The sequence below is a fragment of the Kitasatospora sp. NBC_01300 genome (assembly GCF_041435235.1).
Classification (GTDB): domain Bacteria; phylum Actinomycetota; class Actinomycetes; order Streptomycetales; family Streptomycetaceae; genus Kitasatospora.
The window spans coordinates 2,220,133-2,236,651 of record NZ_CP108408.1; the positions used below are offsets into that span (position 1 = coordinate 2,220,133).

The window sequence follows — 16,519 nt, forward strand, 5'->3', positions numbered from 1 at the left end:
TCAATGGCGTTGTCTATATGGTCAATGAGGTTGTCTACCTATGTCAAGCGAGCCCGCGAGCACGCCCACCGGCACTCCCGCCGGCACTCCCACCGGCACTCCCACCGGCACTCCCACCGGCATTCCCACCAACGAACCCGCCCCGCCCGGCTTCGAGTTGCCGCTGCGCCTGCTGCTCGCCTTCCGGACGATCATCGACGAGCTGCACGAGCGCATCGCCCGCGAAGGCCACCCCGACCTGCGGCCCATGCATGGCTTCGTCTTCCAGGCGATCGGACCGCACGGCACCACCGCCGTCGACCTCGGCCGCCGGCTCGGCGTCTCCAAGCAGGCCGCCGGCAAGACCATCGAGAACCTGGAGCAGCTCGGCTACGTCGAACGCGGCGGCGACCCGGCCGACGCCCGCCGCAAGGTGGTCCGGCTGACCGCCCGCGGGGTGGACTGCCTGGTCCGGTCCGCCCGGATCTTCGACGAGCTGCGCGCCGAGTGGTCCGCCACCCTCGGCGAGGAGCGCCTGCGCGAGGTGGAGACGGCCCTGCGCCTGCTCGCCCCCGGCGACCCGTTCCGCCTCGACACCCCTCGCTGGTTCGGCGGTCCGTGAGGAAGAATCAGGAACGGTACGAACCACAGGGGGGGGAAGCGGATGAGACGACTGGGACGAACGGTCGCAGCGGCGGCCGTACTGGCGCTCGCGGCCTGCTCCTCGCCGGCCCCCGAGTCACCGGCCCCCGAGTCGCCGGCCCCCGGGTCACCGCCCCCCGAGCACATGTCCCCCGAGGCCCGCGGCTACCTCTCGGAGGCCCTGGACCTCATCCAGCAGAAGTCCCTCAACACCGCGAAGGTGGACTGGCCGAAGCTCCGCACCCAGGCCTTCGCCCAGGCGGCCACGGCTCGCACCCCGGCCGACACCCACACCGCGATCAGGGCCGCCGTCACCGCCCTCGACGACCACCACAGCCGCTTCTACCCACCCGACCAGGCGGCGAACGTCGACGCCGACCCGGAGGCCGTGAACGCCCCGACCACCCGGCAACTCCCCGGCCGCATCGCCCAGTTGACCCTCCCGGCGGTGAACGGATCGGAGCACACCTACGCCGAGTACGTCACCCGCGGCCGCGCCGCCGTCGCCGCCGTCGCCGAAGTGAGCTCCTGCGGCTGGGTGGTGGACCTGCGCGGCGAGACCGGGGGCGGGATGTGGGCCCCGCTGGCCGTCGCGGCGCCGATCCTCGGCGACGGCCCGCTGGGCGCCTTCGTCACCGCGGACGGCACCCGCAGCACCTGGTCGGTCCGCGACGGCGTGCCGTACCTGGACGACGCCCCGCAGGCTTCCCCCGCCACCCGCCAGGACGAGGCACCCTCCCACCAGGACGAGGCACCCACCCACCACGACGAGGCGCCCGAAACGCCCGTCGCCGTCCTCGCCGGCCGCGCGACCGGCAGCGCGGGCGAGGCGGTCGCCATCGCCTTCATCGGCCGCCCGGCCACACGCAGCTTCGGCCAGCCCACCTACGGGGTGCCCACCGGCAACGCCGCCCACCGGCTGTCGGACGGCGCCGTCCTGCTGCTCACCGGCGCCGCCGAGGCCGACCGCACCGGCCGGGTCCACGAGGGCCCGATCGAGCCGGACGAGCCGGTCGAAACGGCCGACCCCCGCAAGGACGACGACCCCGCGCTCGCCGCCGCCGTCACCTGGCTCTCCGGCCAGGCCCCCTGCAAGGCGGGCTAGAACGACCGCCCCTCGCCCCGGTACGGCGGCTCGTGGGCGGGCCGGTCCGGGCGGTCGCGCCGGTCGGCGCAGAGGGTGGAGCTGAGGCGGGTGAGCAGGTCGGCGAGGTCGGCGTACTGCTGCTCGTCCCAGTCGCCGAGCAGGTCGGCGAGTTGCGTGCGCCGGGCGGCGACCAGCTTGACGGCCGCCTCCGCCCCCGGTTCGGTGAGCCGTAGCGGCAGCCCACCGCTGCGGACGGCGAGGCCCCGGCCCTCGACTTCCCGGACGGCGCTCTCGATGACGGCGATCGGGATGATGCGCCGCTCGGCGAGTTCGGCCGGCTCGACCGAGCCGTGGTGGTGCATCTGCAACAGCAGCCAGCTGGAGGCGGGTTGGAGGTCCAGCCCGGCCACCTCGGTGATCCGCCGGAAGAGGTCGCGCCGGGCCTCGCGGGAGCTCAGCACCGAGAGCGCGCGGGCGATCTCGTCCAGCGACGAGCGTTGGACGGGGTTGACGCCGATGGATTCGCTCAGGTCGGGTGCGGTGACGGTGGAGCGCAGTTTCTGCTCGCGCAGGAACAGCGACAGCACGAAGGCGACCAGCGCGACGGGCACCGCGTACAGGAACACCCTGGTGATCGACTCGGCGTACGCGTGGTGGACGGCTTCCTGGGCGGCGACGGGCAGCCGGGTGACCACCCGCGGGTCGGAGGTGATGGCCTCGGGGTGGAAGCCGGGCGGCAGCGGCAGCCCGGCGAGGGCGTCGGCGAGCCGCTCGCGCAGCCCGCCGGCGAACAGGGTGCCGAAGATGGAGACGCCGAAGGACGCGCCGATGGAGCGGAAGAAGGTGACGCCGGCGGTGGCGACGCCGAGGTCCTGGTAGCCGACGGAGTTCTGCACGATCAGCACCAGGACCTGCATGACCAGGCCCAGCCCGAGGCCGAAGACCAGGAAGTAGAGGCTCATCTCGGTGGTGCTGCTGTGCTCGTCGAGCCGGGAGAGCAGCAGCAGGCCGACGGTGGTGACGGCCGTCCCGGCGATCGGGAAGATCCGGTAGTGGCCGGTGCGGGCGACGATCTGGCCGGAGCCGATCGAGGTGAACAGCATGCCGAGCACCATCGGCAGCATGTGGATGCCGGACAGGGTGGGCGAGACCTGCATGACGACCTGGAGGAAGGTCGGCAGGTAGGTGAGGGCGCCGAACATCGCGAAGCCGACCACGAAGGAGATCACCGCGACCAGGCTGAACGTCCGGGAGCGGAACAGCCGCAGCGGCAGCACCGGTTCGCTGGCCGTCCGCTCGACCAGGACGAAGGCGAGCAGCAGCACCAGGCCGAGCACGCCGAGCCCGACGATCTGCCAGGAGGTCCAGCCCCAGGTGGTGCCGCCGAGGGAGGTCATCAGCACCAGGCAGGTGGCGACGGCGGCGATCAGCACGGTGCCGAGGTAGTCGATCCGGTGCCGGCGCCTGACCTCCTGCCCGTGCAGGACGGCGGCGATCACCACCAGGGCGACGATGCCGATCGGCAGGTTGATGTAGAAGACCCAGCGCCAGCTGAGGTTGTCGACGAACAGGCCGCCGAGCAGCGGTCCGAGGACGCTGGTCACGCCGAAGACGGCGCCGAAGAGGCCCTGGTACTTGCCGCGGTCCCGGGGGGAGACGAGGTCGCCGACGATGGCCTGGGTGAGCACGATCAGCCCGCCGCCGCCCAGGCCCTGCAGCGCGCGGAAGGCGATGAGTTCGCCCATGTTCTGGGCGATGCCGCAGAGTACCGAGCCGAGCAGGAAGATCACGATGGAGGCCTGGAAGAAGCGCTTCCGGCCGTACATGTCGCCGAGCTTGCCCCAGAGCGGGGTGGCGGCGGTGGAGGCCAGCAGGTAGGCGGTGACCACCCAGGAGATGTGGTTCAGGCCGCCGAGGTCGCTGACGATGGTGGGCAGCGCGGTGGAGACGATGGTCTGGTCGAGGGCGGCGAGCAGCATCGCCAGCAGCAGGGCGCCGATCGGCACCCAGAGGTTGGGGACGGTGACCTCCGGCGGGCCGGGCTCGTACGCCGGGCTGCGGTCGGACGCGGCGCGCGAGTCCGTCATGGCGGCTCCGTAGGCTCGCGGGCCCCGGCCGAGGCGGCGGGCCCGTGCGGATGATCACTCCCAGCTCACCATGCTGTCAGAAATGCCCCGGTTTGCTCCCTCTGGTTGAGCCGAACGTAGCCGCCCGGCCCACCGACCCAGGACACACCGCACCGACCCGACCGCACCCGACGCACCGACCCGACCGCCGGCGCCGGGGACATCCGCCGCTCCCCGACCGTTCCTCGGGAAACAACCGCCACCAACCGGCACAACACCCCCGCCCGGGTCCGGACGCCCCTGTCCCCCCTCCGGGACGTCCTGCATAATCAGGCGCGATCGTGAGCCCGGGAACCGCCCCGGGGCACGGAGACCGCCCGAGAACCGAGGAGGACCGGCCGATGCCGGACCAGCACTGCCCGACGTGCGGCACCGCACGCTCCACCGGGTGCGGCTGCGTCCCGGACCCGAGCCTCACCGAGACGGCCGTCCTCCCGCACCTCGAAGGCCCGCCGCTGGTCCGCCCGTACGTGCCGCAGGCGGTCGGCCAGGTCGCCGAGGAGCCCGTGGCGGACGTCCCCGCCGCCGACCCGTTCGCGACCACCGTCCTGCCGCCGGTCGCCCCGGGACAACCGGCCCCCGTGCACCCCGCCCCGCCCGTGGTTCCCCCGCTGGGGCCGGACGCCGACGCCTACGCCACCACCGTGCTGCCGCCGGTGCCCGCCTCCGGGCCGGGCGCCTACGCGGCGGCGACGGCCCCGCAGGCCGCGTCCGGCGGCGACCTCGGGGTCTTCCCCTTCGACCACGCGGCGCCCGGGCCCGAACCGGAGCCCGTCGGCGGCCGGGCCGCGCGCAGAGCCGCCGAGCAGGCCGCGCAGAACCCGCTGGCCCGGCACAAGCTGCTGCTGGCCGGGGTGGGCGCCGGCCTGGTCGCGCTCACCATCGGCATCGCGTACGCGGTGACGCCCTCGCCCGCCCCGACGACCCGGCAGGCGCAGCCGCTGCCCACCACGCTGGCGCCCGCGCCGGTGGAGCCGACCGCCCCGGCACCGACGGACCCGGCCACGCCGCCGCCGACCAGCGAGGCGCCGAGCCCGACGTCGGCCCCCACCCGCAAGCCGAGCCCGACGAAGACGGCCACCCCGGCGCCGACGCCGACCACCCAGGCCCCGGTCGCCGCCGCTCCCCCGGCCCCGGCCTCCGTCCCGACCGCGCCCCCGACCCCCACGCCCACCCCCACCACCGCGACGCCGACGCCGACCCCGACGCCCACTCCGTCCGCGACGGCGACGCCGACCTCCCAAGTCCTGCAGATCGGGATGTCCGGCCCCGAGGTCTCCACCATGCAGTCGAAGCTGAGCGTCGCCCTGTGCTGGATGGACGTCCCGGTGACTGGCACCTACGACGGCGAAACCGCGAGCTACGTCAGCTACTTCCAGCGCATGCAGGGAGTCCAGGGCGACAAGAAGGGCGTCTACGGCCCCTACACCCGCGCCGCCCTGGACAAGCGCACCACCTGCTGACCGACCGGGGTCAGCCGGTGATCGCCCCGAAGATGCTGATGCCCGCCAGCACCACCATGATCGCGGCCGCGACCCGGATGATCAGCTTCATCGGCACGTACTTGAGCAGCTTCTGCCCGCCCACGATGGCGAGCCCGCCGACCGCGCACAGCGCCAGCCAGGCGCCGAGGCCGACGGCCAGCGGATCGGCGTACTTGGCGGCCAGGTTGGCGGTCATGATCTGGGTCAGGTCACCGAACTCGGCGACCGCGACGACCACGAAGCTGGCCCCGGCCACCTTCCAGAAGCTGTTCGAGGACGGCTCCTTGGCGGCGTGCCCCTCCTCGTCGTCGCCCCCGCCGTGGAACAGCAGCATGGCCGCGCCGGCCAGGAACAGCACGCCGGTGACGCCCTCCACCCAGCGGTGCGGCAGCAGCGAGAGCAGGTGCCCGGCGGCGAGCGCGAGGACGACCTGAACGCCCATCGCGGCGGCGACACCCGCGAAGACGTAGCTGGCACGGTACTTGGTGCCGAGTACGAGGCTGGCCAGCGCGGTCTTGTCCGGCAGTTCGGCCAGGAAGATGATGCCGAACGTCAGCGCGGCCACGGTCAAACTCATCAGAAAGGGTCCCTCGGTCGGGCTGCCCGGCCTCCGCAGGTCCGTCAGGGGACGCTTCGGCCCGACAGCACTGGTCATGGTCACAGCACTGCGGCCGAAGGTCTCGCCGGCACCGACCCCGGAGGATCGGGTGCCCCGGGCGCCGGGCCCGTGAGGGCCAGTATGTCGACGGTCCGGTGGAGGGCTACTCCCCTTCAACGTGCTCAAGGGTACCCGACCACGTCCGGTACCCAAGGCGGCCCGGTCCCCCAGCACTCCCCCCCTCACCAACCCACGCTCACCAGCCCGCGCTCACCAGCCCCCGGCCGACCAGCTCCAGCACCACCACGATCGCCACCGACTCCACCGCCAGCAGCCCGACCAGGACGAACAGCTGCACCGCCCCCGCCTGGACGGGCGAGGCCCCGCCGAGCAGCATGCCGACGAAGGCGCCGGGGAGGGTGACCAGGCCGACCGTCCGGGTCTGGTCGAGGGCGGGCACCAGCGAGGTCGCGGCGGCGGTGCGGCAGATCTCCAGCCGGGCGTCGCGGTCCTCGAAGCCGAGCGCCAGGGCCGCCTCCACCTCGCCGCGGCGCTGCCGCAGCTCGTCGAGGGCTCGCCGCCCGGCCAGCGAGGTGGCGGTGAGCGCGCCGCCGATCAGGATGCCGGCGACGGGGATGACGGACAGGCCCTTGGCCGGCAGCAGCCCGACGGCCAGCAGCAGGGCGAGCACCGGCAGCACGCCGGCGCCGATCGGCGCGGCCGCCCAGACCCAGCCGGGGCCGGGGGTCATCCGCCGCCCGGCGGTGCGCACCGCGACGGTGAACATCAGCAGCACGAACAGCGCCGACCACCAGAGCGAGCCGACCACCCAGCTGATCACCGCGGCGACGGCGGCCAGCTGCACCACCGCGCGCAGTCCGGCCCGCAGCACCGCGTGCCCGTGGCCGAGCAGGCCCCGGCCGGCGACCGCGACGGCGGCCAGCAGCAGGGCGGCGGTGACCACCCCGAGCATCGGGGTGACGGGTAGCAGCTGGCCGCCCGCGGCGGACAGGGTCACCGGTGTCAGATCCAACTGGTGAACCACATCCGGTCCTGCCAGGACGTCATCGGGATCACCTCCGCCGTGTACAGCGGGTAGAAGAAGGCGAAGCAGGCGACGATGGCGAGCACGATCAGCCCGGCGCCGGCCGCGCCGATCCGGCGGCGTTCGGGGCTGCATCCGGCCGGGCCGAGGATCGCCCCGAGCATCTGCGCGACGGCCAGGCACAGGAACGGCACCAGGACGACCATGTAGAAGGAGAAGACGGTCCGCTCCTGGTACTGGAACCAGGGCAGGTAGATCCCGGCGACGGCGCACAGCACGGCGCCCGAGCGCCAGTCCCGGCGGAAGAACCAGCGCCACAGCAGGTAGACCAGGGCGAAGCAGGCCGTCCACCAGAGCAGCGGGGTGCCGAGGCCGAGGATCTGGGACGCGCAGCCGCCGGTGGCGGTGCAGCCGTGCTGCCCGTTCGGGACCTGCTCCCAGTACATGGAGACGGGGCGGCCGACGACCAGCCAGCTGAAGGGGTTGGACTGGTAGGTGTGCGGGGTGCTCAGCCCGGTGTTGAAGTCGTACATCTGCGAGTGGTAGTGCCACAGGCTGCGCAGCGGCGCGGGCACCCAGCTCATCGACACCTGCGGCAGCGGGACGCCGAGGAAGGTGTCCGGGGACAGGCCGGGACGGCCGTCGGCCCAGTGCCGGTCATACCCGCCCTCGCCGTTGCCGCCGCTGGCGAGCCAGCCGGCCCAGGCGCCGACGTACACCACCAGGGCGGAGCCGACCATGGCGAGGAAGGCGGGGACGGCGTCGCGGCGCAGCATCGAGCGCCAGGGGCGGCGGGCGCCGGCCCCGCGTCGGCCGGACTGGTCCCACAGGACGGTCAGCAGGCCGAAGGCGGCGAGGATCATCGCGCCGTTCCACTTGACGGCGCAGGCGGCGCCGAGGAGCACCCCGGCGGCGATCCGCCAGGGCCGCAGGCCGAGCCGGACGCGGTCGCCGTCGCCGTCGGTGATGCCGGCCAGCCGGGCGCGGACGTGGTCGCGGTCGATCAGGAGGCTGCCGAAGGCGGCGAGCACGAAGAACATCTGGATGCCGTCGAGCAGCCCGACCCGGCTCATCACCAGCTGGAGGCCGTCGACGGCCATCAGCAGGGCCGCGGTGCAGCCGATCAGGGTGGAGCCGAAGAGCCGGCGGCCGATCCGGGCGAGCATCAGCACGGTGACGGTGCCGAGCAGGGCGGTCATGAACCGCCAGCCGAAGGGGTGCAGGCCGAACAGCTGTTCGCCGATCGCCATCACCCATTTGCCGAGCGGCGGGTGGGCGATGAACTCGGGCGCGGAGGTGAGCGGGATGTGCTGCGGGACGGCCAGGACGTCGGCGTTGGCGTGGTCCGGCCAGCTGCCCTCGTAGCCCTGCCGCAGCAGCGACCAGGCGTCCTTGGGGTAGTACGTCTCGTCGAAGACGAAGGCGTTGGGGTAGCCGAGGTTCCAGAACCGCAGCAGGCCCGCGAAGAGCGCGACGCCGATCGGCCCGAGCCAGCCGGACCAGTCGGCCGACAGGCGGAGCAGCCGGCCCCGGGCCGGTGCCGGGGCGGCGGGGGCCGGGGCCTGGGCCGCCGGGGGGTGCGTGAGCGCCGCTTGCGTCATTGCCTCGCCGATTCGCCTGTCTCCTGTGCCGGCCGGGTCTCCTGTACCGACCGGGCCGGGCGGCCAACAGCCACTGACACTATGTGGCGGTGGTCGCGAAGCCAAGCGCGACGGGCGCCGACCAGGTGACCTGGCCGGCGCCCGTCGACACGCCTGTTCGATCGGCGGTCACGCCGCCGTCCGCAACTCCCCGTCGGCGGTCACGCAGCCGCCCACAGCCCCACGTCGGCGGTCACGCCGCCGTCTGCAACTCCCGGACGACCGTGGTGCGGACCACGGCCGGGGCCGCGTTGTCCTGCTCCGGCGTGAGGTACGGGCGCAGCCGCAGCGCCAGGACGACGACCAGCAGCGTGGAGCCCGCCATGGCCGCGAGGTAGAGCGGCCAGGTGCCGGAGCCGACCAGCAGCACGCCGACGGCCGGGCCGACCGCGATGGCGATCTGCTTCACCAGGGCGTACCCGGAGTTGTAGGTGCCGAGCAGCCGGGCCGGGGCGAGGTCGGCGACGATCGGGCCCATGGTGGGCGCGAGCAGCGACTCGCCGACGCCGAACAGGGCGTAGATCGAGACGATCGCGACCGTGGCGGCCATGGTCTCGGTCCGGATCAGGCCGGCCACCAGGGCCATCGCCCAGGCGCCGAGCCAGACCACGCCGGCCGCGGCCATCGCGGTGGTGCGGCGGCGGCGCGCGGTGATCCGCACCATGAACATCTGCAGGACGACGATGGTCAGCGCGTTGGCGCCGATCGCGAAGCCCAGGGTGGAGGGCGGCGTGCCGACGGTGTCGGTGGCGAAGGCCGCGACGCCGGACTCGAACTGGCCGTAGCAGGTGAAGAAGATCAGCCCGGCGAGCGCGCAGAGCCGCAGCATCGCCTTGTCGGCGACCAGCGCGCGCAGGCCGGTCGGGCCGTCGCTCTTCTCCTGGAGGGGGATCAGCGGGTTGGCCGGCATCCGGGCGGTGCCGGTGACCAGGGCCAGGCCGAGGAAGGTCGCCGCCTCGATGGTGAACAACCGGGTGAGGCTGGCCGGGTCGGCGACGTTCACGATCTGGCCGCCGACCAGGGCGCCGATGCCCATGCCCAGGTTGACCAGGGTGAACTGGAGCGCGAAGGCGTGCGAGCGGGTCGCGGCCGTCGAGCAGCGGACGATCATCGTGGCGAGCGCCGGCTGGCAGGTGGTGACACCCGCGCCGAACAGGAAGGAGGAGACCAGCAGGGCCGGGGTGCCGGCGGCGTGGCCGAAGGCGAACGCGCCGGTGGCGGCGAGCGCCGTACCGGCCAGCAGGACCGGGCGGGGGCCGTACCTGTCGATGCCGCGACCGGTGAACGGCAGGACGACGAGCGCCGCCAGCGCGAAGACGGTGAACACCATCCCGGCCGCCAGCGAACCCAGCCCGCGCACCTGGTCCACGTACACGAACATGTACGGCATCGTGAAGCCGCTGCCGAACGCGCTGAGCGCGTTGCCGATCTGGACGCGGCGCAGCGGGCCGCCCGCCCCGCGTCGCTGCTGCCTCTGCTGCTTCACCGTGCCGGTCACCGTGCACATCCCTTCCTGGATTCAACTGGATACTCTTAAGGTCCAGAAGATTTCAGAGCTAAAGTTTGACGAGATAAAGTCTTAGCACCGGAAGAGTGTCGAGTCAAAGGCTTAAGGGATGCACGTCTCCGTGCGACACTGGTCCGCATGACTACGGACAAGCCCGCTCCGGCCACCGCCAGGGAGCTCGGCATCGCCGAGCAGGTGGCCGTCTACCAGCGGGAATTCCCCACCGTGGACCCCCAGGTGGAGACCATCGTGCAGACCCTGTCCCGGGTCGCCCGGCGGATGGGCGTGGCCTACGACCGGCAGCTGACTGTGCTCGGAATCACGGGCGCCGAGTGGGAGGTGCTCAAGGCGCTGGTGGTCTCCGGCAGCCCGTACCAGCTCGGACCGGGCGAGCTGGCCAAGCGGCTCGGGCTCACCCCGGCCGCGATGACGCACCGGATCGACCGGATGGTGGCCGAGGACCTCGTCACCCGGGAGCGCGACGAGACCAACCGGGTCCGGGTGATCATCGAGCTCACCGAGAACGGCCGCGACAAGTGGCTGGAGTCGATGCGGATGGCGGCGGTGTTCGAGGAGGAACTGCTCCAGGACGTCACGGGCGAGGAGCGGGCCGTGCTGTCCGCGATGCTGGCGCGGATGCTGCGGCGGATCGAGGAGAGCCGGCCGGACGCGCCCGGGCGCACCGCCGACCCGGCCTGAGCCGCGCGCCCGGGCCGCACGCCCGGGTCGCGTCCCCGAAACGCAACGAGTCCGGCCCGCCGGGGGCGCTCCCCCCGGCGGGCCGGACTGCTTGGTTCAGGTGCTGCGAGGGTCCGTCAGGCCCTCAGTGCGTGCCGCCCGAGGGGTCAGCAGGCGCCGTTGTCGGTCCAGACGCCCCACTGGCCGCTCTGGCTCGGGTCATCGCCCTTGGTCCACCACTTGTTGGTGTAGTAGTGGCCCTTCCACGAGACCTTGGTGCCGCCGGCCGCGTAGGTGGTGTTGGCGTCCCAGCTCGGGGCGGCCGGGCAGCCGGCCGGCGAGGTCGGGGTGCCGGTGGGGGTACCGGTCGGGGTACCCGTGGGGGTGCCGGTCGGCGTGCCCGTGGGCGTGCCGGTCGGGGTCTGGGTCGGGGTCGCGGTGCTGCTCGGGGTGCCGGTCGGCGGGGCCGGGCAACCGGCGGCGGAGCCGTTGGTGGCGTTCACCATCGTGTCGAACAGGCCGGTCTTGGTGCCCAGGTCGTACAGCGAGAAGGCGAAGGAGCCGCCGAGGCCGTTGCAGTGCGCGTAGTCGAGCTTGGCCTGGATCGACCGGGTGTCCTCACCGCTCCAGAAGGTGTTGCCGTCGTAGAAGTACGTGGCCTTGGCGTCGTCGTCCCAGAAGGTCCTGGACGGGTTGTCGACGAAGCCCGCGAGCTCCTTGTACATCTGGATGCCGGGGACGTTGCCGGACATCGCCGCGCCGGTCGCCGGGCTGGCGGCGGGCTGGAACAGGCCGTTCTTGCCGTTGTTCTGGACGCCGGTCCAGCCGCGGTAGTAGAACGGCACACCCATGTTGATCTTGTTCGCGGGGAAGCCGCCGGGGATCCCGTAGTCCGCGTCGCCGACCGTCCACGCCTTGATGGCGTTGTCGATCGAGTACTTGCCGTGGCCCGGCTTGACCGGGGTCGACGGGTCGTTCGGGCCCGCGTAGAGCGCGGCCTGGTGGTTGGTCGGCCCCTGGGCGTCCCAGCCGCCGTGCATGTCGTAGGTCATGACGTCGAGGAAGGTGAGGTACTGACCGATCTTGTCGGTCTCGACGTTCATGATCTTGTCCTGGCCGGCGCCGACCGCCGCCGACAGGGCGTAGGTCTTGTTGTCGGCCTTGCCCTGGGCGTCCAGCTGGGTGCGGAACTCCTTCAGCAGCGCCGTGAAGTTCTGCTTGTCGGCCGGGCTGGAGATGTTGCCGGTGTGGCCGCCGCCGCCCGGGTACTCCCAGTCGATGTCGATGCCGTCGAAGATGCCGGCGCCGGAGCCCGGGCCGCCGTAGCCGGCGTCGCTCGGGAGGTTGCCCTTGATGAACATGTCGAGGCAGGACGAGACCAGGTGCTTGCGCGAGGCGTCCGTGGCGGAGGCCGGCGAGAAGTACTTGGAGTAGGTCCAACCACCGATCGAGAGCAGGATCTTGAGGTTGGGGTTCTTCGCCTTCAGCTTCTTCAGCTGGTTGAAGTTGCCCGCGATCGGCTGGTTCCAGACGTCGCCGACGCCGTCGACCGAGATGTCCGCGCCGAAGCTCTTCTGGTAGTCGGCGAACGCGTCGGCCGCGCCGTCACCCGCGTTGGGGTTGTTGTCGTTCGTGTCGGCGGCCTTGGTCGCCTCGAAACAGCCCAGGTCGGTCGGGTGGATGTTCGCGAAGTCGTAGATCAGGTAGTCGAGCTTCCCGGCCACGCCGGTGTCCTGGATCGTCTTCGGGTAGTACGCGTTGGCGTAGACCGACCACTGGTCGTAGTAGGCGACCTTGATGCCGCCGCTGGTGGCGGCCGCGCCGGTGGTGTTGGTGGTCGCGGCGTTGGCCGCGGCGCCGCCGGTCAGCGCGAGGCCCGCGCCGAGCAGCACGGAGGCGGCGGTGCCGGCCGCGACGGCGGCCAGGCTCTTCGGGCGGCGTCGACGGCCGCCCGTCGGAGCCGGGGTCCCGGCCCTTTCAATGCGTGAACGCAGCATGGGTGCGTGACTCCTGGTTGTGGGGGATTTCCGTCGTCCCGTGGGGGCGCGCCCGAGGTGGGGTCGGACGACCGGGACATGACAGCTCAGTGCGGGGAATCGTGCGGGGAAGTCGAGCGGGATCAGCGGGATCGGGCCTGGACGGACACCGGGATGTGCCGAACCGGCGCCCGCGACACGAGGCCGTTGACGCCGGTTCAGGGGCTCCCTGCACCTGGGCAATAAAAATGGACTAGACCAACTCCCCCGTCAAGGGGTCCCGTTGGGCCTTGAGCCGCGCTTAAGGTTCGCCCCCCGCCCGACACCGGCGCTGACCTGCGCGCCAGCAGCGGGGAGCCCGTATCGGGAAGTCGGTGGCAGGAGGTCAGTAGCGCAGCGCGTTCGCCACCACGGCCTTCAGGCTGCCCGAGAGGTCCCGGTTGCTGCGCGCGGTCGCCTGGGCGCTCCGGCCGGCCGCCACGTCCTCGACCGTCACCGCGGTCGCGTCCTGCACCGCGCCGGAGTCGTCGGTGAAGTCGACCTGGATCACGTACCGGTACGACTGCTGCCCGTGGTTGGTGATCGTCAGCTCCACCTGCGCCCTGCCGTCCGAGCCGGTGCTCACCGCCCCGACGGCCACGTCCCCCTTGGCGTCCAACCCGCCCTTGATCCCGGCGACCGCCGAGGAGGCCGCCGACACCGCCGCCGAGGCCCGCGCCTCCGCCGAGGCGATCACCGCCCCCGCCCCGCCCGCCACCGAGGCCAGCGCCGAGGCGGCGGAGGCCGCGGCCGAGGCGCCCCGCTCGATCGCGGCGGAGGCCGAGGTGGCCACGCTGCTCGCGCTCTTTCCGGAGGAGCAGCCCGCCAGCCCCGCCGCGGCGACCATGGCGGTGGCCAACGCCCCCGCCACCGCCCGGCGTCGGCGGCGCACCGGCGGCGCGTCCGGCCGCCGCGCGGTGACCCGCGGCCTCGAACCTATCCGGGTGAGCGGCTGGCGGTCCATGCGGTCCATGCGGTCCCTCGTTTCTGCCCCGGCGCCGGGCTGCCCGGCACGCCTCCCGACCACCCTCCGAGGGCCGCCCGGGGGCCGCCAGCAGGACTGGTGCCTCCGGGTGACCGGGGCGGGGCAAGGCCGGTGCGGGCCGCCCGGGGGCCGCCGGTGCGTCAGGACAGCCCCGAGCCCTCCTGCTCGTCCGCCTCCATCGCGGCCCGCTCCTCGCGCAGCCGCACCACGTGCCGGCGCCGCGCCACCACGCCGTACGCCCCGGCGACGGACCCCGCGAAGGCCACCAGGCCCATCCAGGGCTGGTCGAGGACGTGGCAGGTCAGGTGGTCCAGCGAGTACCGCCCCGGACCGGCCAGGCCGAGCGCCAGCCCGGCCGCGCCGAGGAAGGCCGGGTACTCGTAGCCGCCGGAGGTCGCGAAGAAGCCCCCGGGCGCGTGCACCGCCACCGCGCCGGCCATCGTCCCGGCCACCACCGCGCCGGCCGCCCCGGTGGCCAGCCCGGCGACCAGCAGCACGCCGCCGCCCGCCTCACCGGCGCCCGCCGCGATGGCGCTCTGCCGACCGGGGTGGAAGCCCATGTGCTCCATCGCCTGGGCGGTGCCCTCCAGGCCTCCGCCGCCGAACCAGCCGAACAGCTTCTGGGTGCCGTGCGCGATCAGCACCCCGCCGACCGCGCCGCGCAGGGCCAGCAGGCCCAGGTCCTTACGGTTCAGACACATGTCGCACCCTCGTTCCCGGGGAGGTGATCCGACTTCCATGGGAGCCGAGAGCGCGCACCCGTTCGAGCCGGGACGGCCATCCGGGCGAATTCGTCGGCGACCGGGAATGAACCGCTCCCCGACGAGATTCACGCCACGCCCGACCGCGGGGCGTGGCGTGGCGGAGCGGCCGCACCGGCCGCCGCGGTCATGCTTGGCGCATGTTCGTCTTCAACCTGAGCAGCGCCTTCATCACCTTCTTCGCCGTGGTCGGCCCGCCCAAGGTCCTGCTGGCCTTCGCCCGGCTGGCCTCCACCCGGAGCACCCGGGAACTGCGACGGCTGGCGGCGTGGAGCACGATCATCTCGGCGGTGATCGGCCTGGTGCTCGGCTTCACCGCGGACGAGGTCACCACGCTCTTCCACATCAGCGACCAGTCGCTGCAGCTCGCCGGCGGGACGATCTTCTTCATCTACGCGGTCGCGCTGGTCTTCGGCTTCCACCTCGGCGGCGAGAACGAGGACGACGACCACCTGCCGAACCCGATGGTGGACGGCATCCGCGAACTGCTGCTGCCGTACATCGCCAGCCCGCTCGCGGTCACCGCCGTGCTGGTCGCCTCGCTCGCCCGCAACGACTGGAGCTGGAAGGCCACCATCGGCGGGGCCTACCTCGCGGTCGTGGTGATCAACTACGTCTGCGTGGCCCTGCTGGCGCCGCTGATGCAGCGCACCCACCGCACCTCGCTGGAGGTGCTCTCCCGGCTGCTCGGGCTGCTGCTGGCGGCGGTCGGCGTGGAGCTGTTCCTGACCGGCCTGGCCGGGCTCGGGGTCCACCTGCCCGAAGGGCACTGAGCCCGGCCGCCGCCCGTCAGGCCGTCACCCGTCAGACCCTCGCCCGCCAGGCCGCCACCCCTCAGGCCGCGGCCGCCGCCAGCCGGGCCAGCACCTCGCCGATCCGCTCCCGCACCAGCGGATCGGCGACCAGTCCGTCCGGGCCGACCGCCCCGCGGTCCAGCGGGATGCGGACGCAGGCCCCGTCCACCACGGCCGCGCCGGTGTAGCCGAGGACGGTGCGCAGGGTGGCCTCGGCGCCCTGGCCCCGGCCCGGGCCGGCCGCGTTGATCCAGCCGGCGGGCTTGTCCGCGATCTCCGTCCCGCCGACCGTCCAGTCCAGCAGGTTCTTGAAGGAGCCGGGCAGCGTCCCGGCGTACTCGGGGGTGCAGACCAGCAGCGCGTCGGCGGCCTCGACGGCGGCGCGCAGGGCGGCCACCGGCCCGGGCAGCGGGTCGGTGTCGTGGTCCGGGTTGAAGTGCGGCAGGCCGGCCAGCCCCGCGTAGTAGGTGGCCCGCAGGCCCGGGGTGGCGGCGGCCACGGCGGCGGCGGTGCGCAGCACGGTCTCGTTGGCGGAACCGGCCCGCAGGCTCCCGGGCAGCAGCAGGATGTGACGCTCGTTCGGCATGCCGAGGAACCTACCGTTCCGGCCCCGGGCCGCTCGTCGGTCGCGCCGGCGCCATGATGCCGTGGCGCTACGCCCCGGCGGGCGCGACCACCGGCCGCCAGGGCACCGGGCTGGAGAGGATCATCGAGCTGGACGGCTGGCCGTAGCCGCCGAGCCGGTCGCACAGGGCCTCGAAATCGGCCATCGTGGGCACCGCGACCAGCAGCGCGCAGCAGGCCCCGCCGGTGACCCGGTGCAACTGGAGCACCTCCGGCCAGGCGGCCACCTGGGGGTCGCGCAGCACGCAGCGCGGGCCGTAGCACTGGATCTGGACCAGCGCGGTGATCGGCAGTCCGGCCCGGCTGAGGTCCACGTGGGCGTGGTACCCGGTGATCACGCCGTCGGACTCCAGTCGGCGGACCCGTTCGGCCACCGCGGGTGCGGACAGGCTCACCCGGCGGGAGAGTTCGTTGTAGGAGAGCCTGGCGTCGGTCTGCAACTCGGCCAGCAGGCGGCGGTCGACGGCGTCCATGGCGGCTCCCGGAGTGACTGGAATGGGTGGTTTCGCGATCGTAAAGCGAATCGGCCGAACGCCTCGCGAATAACAGCCCGG

15 protein-coding genes are annotated in these 16,519 nt (G+C 73.1%); 5 read left to right on the forward strand and 10 right to left on the reverse strand.

Translation table 11 applies throughout. The features are described from left to right. Positions 1-40 precede the first annotated feature (40 nt). Positions 41-601 (forward strand): MarR family winged helix-turn-helix transcriptional regulator, encoded by a 561-nt coding sequence (locus tag OG556_RS09910; RefSeq protein ID WP_371516790.1) that lies wholly within the window; start codon positions 41-43, stop codon positions 599-601. 42 nt (positions 602-643) lie between these two features. Beyond that, positions 644-1,726, forward strand: a complete 1,083-nt coding sequence (locus OG556_RS09915; protein ID WP_371516791.1) for a S41 family peptidase — start codon at positions 644-646, stop codon at positions 1,724-1,726. Here OG556_RS09915 and OG556_RS09920 read toward each other — a convergent pair. Beyond that, complete coding sequence (locus OG556_RS09920) at positions 1,723-3,795, reverse strand: MFS transporter (protein WP_371516792.1); 2,073 nt, start codon at positions 3,793-3,795, stop codon at positions 1,723-1,725. The genes OG556_RS09915 and OG556_RS09920 overlap by 4 nt on opposite strands. Positions 3,796-4,175: 380 nt before the next feature. On the opposite strand from OG556_RS09920, the gene OG556_RS09925 reads away from it, so the two are divergent. Then, positions 4,176-5,297 (forward strand): peptidoglycan-binding domain-containing protein, encoded by a 1,122-nt coding sequence (locus tag OG556_RS09925; protein ID WP_371516793.1) that lies wholly within the window; start codon positions 4,176-4,178, stop codon positions 5,295-5,297. A 10-nt stretch (positions 5,298-5,307) separates the two neighbouring features. On the opposite strand, the gene OG556_RS09930 is transcribed toward OG556_RS09925, so the two are convergent. The 4 genes from OG556_RS09930 to OG556_RS09945 all read right to left on the reverse strand — a co-directional run bounded on the left by OG556_RS09930 (position 5,308) and on the right by OG556_RS09945 (position 10,099). After that, positions 5,308-5,898, reverse strand: a complete 591-nt coding sequence (locus OG556_RS09930) for a TMEM165/GDT1 family protein (RefSeq protein ID WP_350878273.1) — start codon at positions 5,896-5,898, stop codon at positions 5,308-5,310. Positions 5,899-6,172: 274 nt separating this feature from the next. After that, complete coding sequence (locus tag OG556_RS09935; RefSeq protein WP_371522641.1) at positions 6,173-6,889, reverse strand: ABC transporter permease; 717 nt, start codon at positions 6,887-6,889, stop codon at positions 6,173-6,175. 50 nt (positions 6,890-6,939) lie between these two features. Continuing rightward, positions 6,940-8,562, reverse strand: a complete 1,623-nt coding sequence (locus OG556_RS09940; RefSeq protein ID WP_371516794.1) for a dolichyl-phosphate-mannose--protein mannosyltransferase — start codon at positions 8,560-8,562, stop codon at positions 6,940-6,942. Positions 8,563-8,794: 232 nt separating this feature from the next. Next, entirely contained in the window at positions 8,795-10,099 is a 1,305-nt protein-coding gene (locus OG556_RS09945; RefSeq protein ID WP_371516795.1) for an MFS transporter, read from the reverse strand. 147 nt (positions 10,100-10,246) lie between these two features. On the opposite strand from OG556_RS09945, the gene OG556_RS09950 reads away from it, so the two are divergent. Beyond that, on the forward strand, positions 10,247-10,807 hold the full coding sequence (locus tag OG556_RS09950) for a MarR family winged helix-turn-helix transcriptional regulator (protein WP_371516796.1): 561 nt from the start codon (positions 10,247-10,249) through the stop codon (positions 10,805-10,807). Between the two features lie 146 nt (positions 10,808-10,953). Here the strand turns inward: OG556_RS09950 and OG556_RS09955 are convergent, their stop codons facing one another. The 3 genes from OG556_RS09955 to OG556_RS09965 form a co-directional block, all read right to left on the reverse strand. Continuing rightward, positions 10,954-12,783, reverse strand: coding sequence for a glycosyl hydrolase family 18 protein (locus OG556_RS09955; RefSeq protein ID WP_363580760.1), 1,830 nt, complete (start codon positions 12,781-12,783; stop codon positions 10,954-10,956). Positions 12,784-13,147: 364 nt separating this feature from the next. Beyond that, positions 13,148-13,774 (reverse strand): hypothetical protein, encoded by a 627-nt coding sequence (locus tag OG556_RS09960; protein ID WP_371516797.1) that lies wholly within the window; start codon positions 13,772-13,774, stop codon positions 13,148-13,150. 152 nt (positions 13,775-13,926) lie between these two features. Continuing rightward, positions 13,927-14,487, reverse strand: a complete 561-nt coding sequence (locus OG556_RS09965; protein ID WP_363580756.1) for a DoxX family membrane protein — start codon at positions 14,485-14,487, stop codon at positions 13,927-13,929. 200 nt (positions 14,488-14,687) lie between these two features. Here OG556_RS09965 and OG556_RS09970 point away from each other — a divergent pair, with 200 nt between their 5' ends. Continuing rightward, the gene (locus OG556_RS09970; protein WP_371516798.1) at positions 14,688-15,320 is read left to right on the forward strand and encodes a MarC family protein; all 633 of its coding nucleotides are present in this window, start codon (positions 14,688-14,690) and stop codon (positions 15,318-15,320) included. A gap of 61 nt (positions 15,321-15,381) precedes the next feature. Here OG556_RS09970 and OG556_RS09975 read toward each other — a convergent pair whose 3' ends face one another. Both OG556_RS09975 and OG556_RS09980 read right to left on the reverse strand, forming a co-directional pair. Then, positions 15,382-15,927: an NADPH-dependent FMN reductase gene (locus OG556_RS09975; RefSeq protein ID WP_371516799.1), complete on the reverse strand. Its 546-nt coding sequence runs from the start codon at positions 15,925-15,927 to the stop codon at positions 15,382-15,384. Between the two features lie 67 nt (positions 15,928-15,994). Further along, entirely contained in the window at positions 15,995-16,438 is a 444-nt protein-coding gene (locus OG556_RS09980; RefSeq protein ID WP_063347413.1) for an Lrp/AsnC family transcriptional regulator, read from the reverse strand. Positions 16,439-16,519 lie beyond the last annotated feature (81 nt).

Coding starts and splice junctions, on each gene's coding strand:
- OG556_RS09980 (WP_063347413.1), bottom strand. CDS start 16,438: ATGGACGCCGTCGACCGCCGCCTGCTGGCCGAGTTGCAGACCGACGCC.
- OG556_RS09910 (WP_371516790.1), top strand. CDS start 41: ATGTCAAGCGAGCCCGCGAGCACGCCCACCGGCACTCCCGCCGGCACT.
- OG556_RS09975 (WP_371516799.1), bottom strand. CDS start 15,927: ATGCCGAACGAGCGTCACATCCTGCTGCTGCCCGGGAGCCTGCGGGCC.
- OG556_RS09925 (WP_371516793.1), top strand. CDS start 4,176: ATGCCGGACCAGCACTGCCCGACGTGCGGCACCGCACGCTCCACCGGG.
- OG556_RS09915 (WP_371516791.1), top strand. CDS start 644: ATGAGACGACTGGGACGAACGGTCGCAGCGGCGGCCGTACTGGCGCTC.
- OG556_RS09955 (WP_363580760.1), bottom strand. CDS start 12,783: ATGCTGCGTTCACGCATTGAAAGGGCCGGGACCCCGGCTCCGACGGGC.
- OG556_RS09970 (WP_371516798.1), top strand. CDS start 14,688: ATGTTCGTCTTCAACCTGAGCAGCGCCTTCATCACCTTCTTCGCCGTG.
- OG556_RS09965 (WP_363580756.1), bottom strand. CDS start 14,487: ATGTGTCTGAACCGTAAGGACCTGGGCCTGCTGGCCCTGCGCGGCGCG.
- OG556_RS09960 (WP_371516797.1), bottom strand. CDS start 13,774: ATGGACCGCATGGACCGCCAGCCGCTCACCCGGATAGGTTCGAGGCCG.
- OG556_RS09950 (WP_371516796.1), top strand. CDS start 10,247: ATGACTACGGACAAGCCCGCTCCGGCCACCGCCAGGGAGCTCGGCATC.
- OG556_RS09940 (WP_371516794.1), bottom strand. CDS start 8,562: ATGACGCAAGCGGCGCTCACGCACCCCCCGGCGGCCCAGGCCCCGGCC.
- OG556_RS09935 (WP_371522641.1), bottom strand. CDS start 6,889: ATGCTCGGGGTGGTCACCGCCGCCCTGCTGCTGGCCGCCGTCGCGGTC.
- OG556_RS09920 (WP_371516792.1), bottom strand. CDS start 3,795: ATGACGGACTCGCGCGCCGCGTCCGACCGCAGCCCGGCGTACGAGCCC.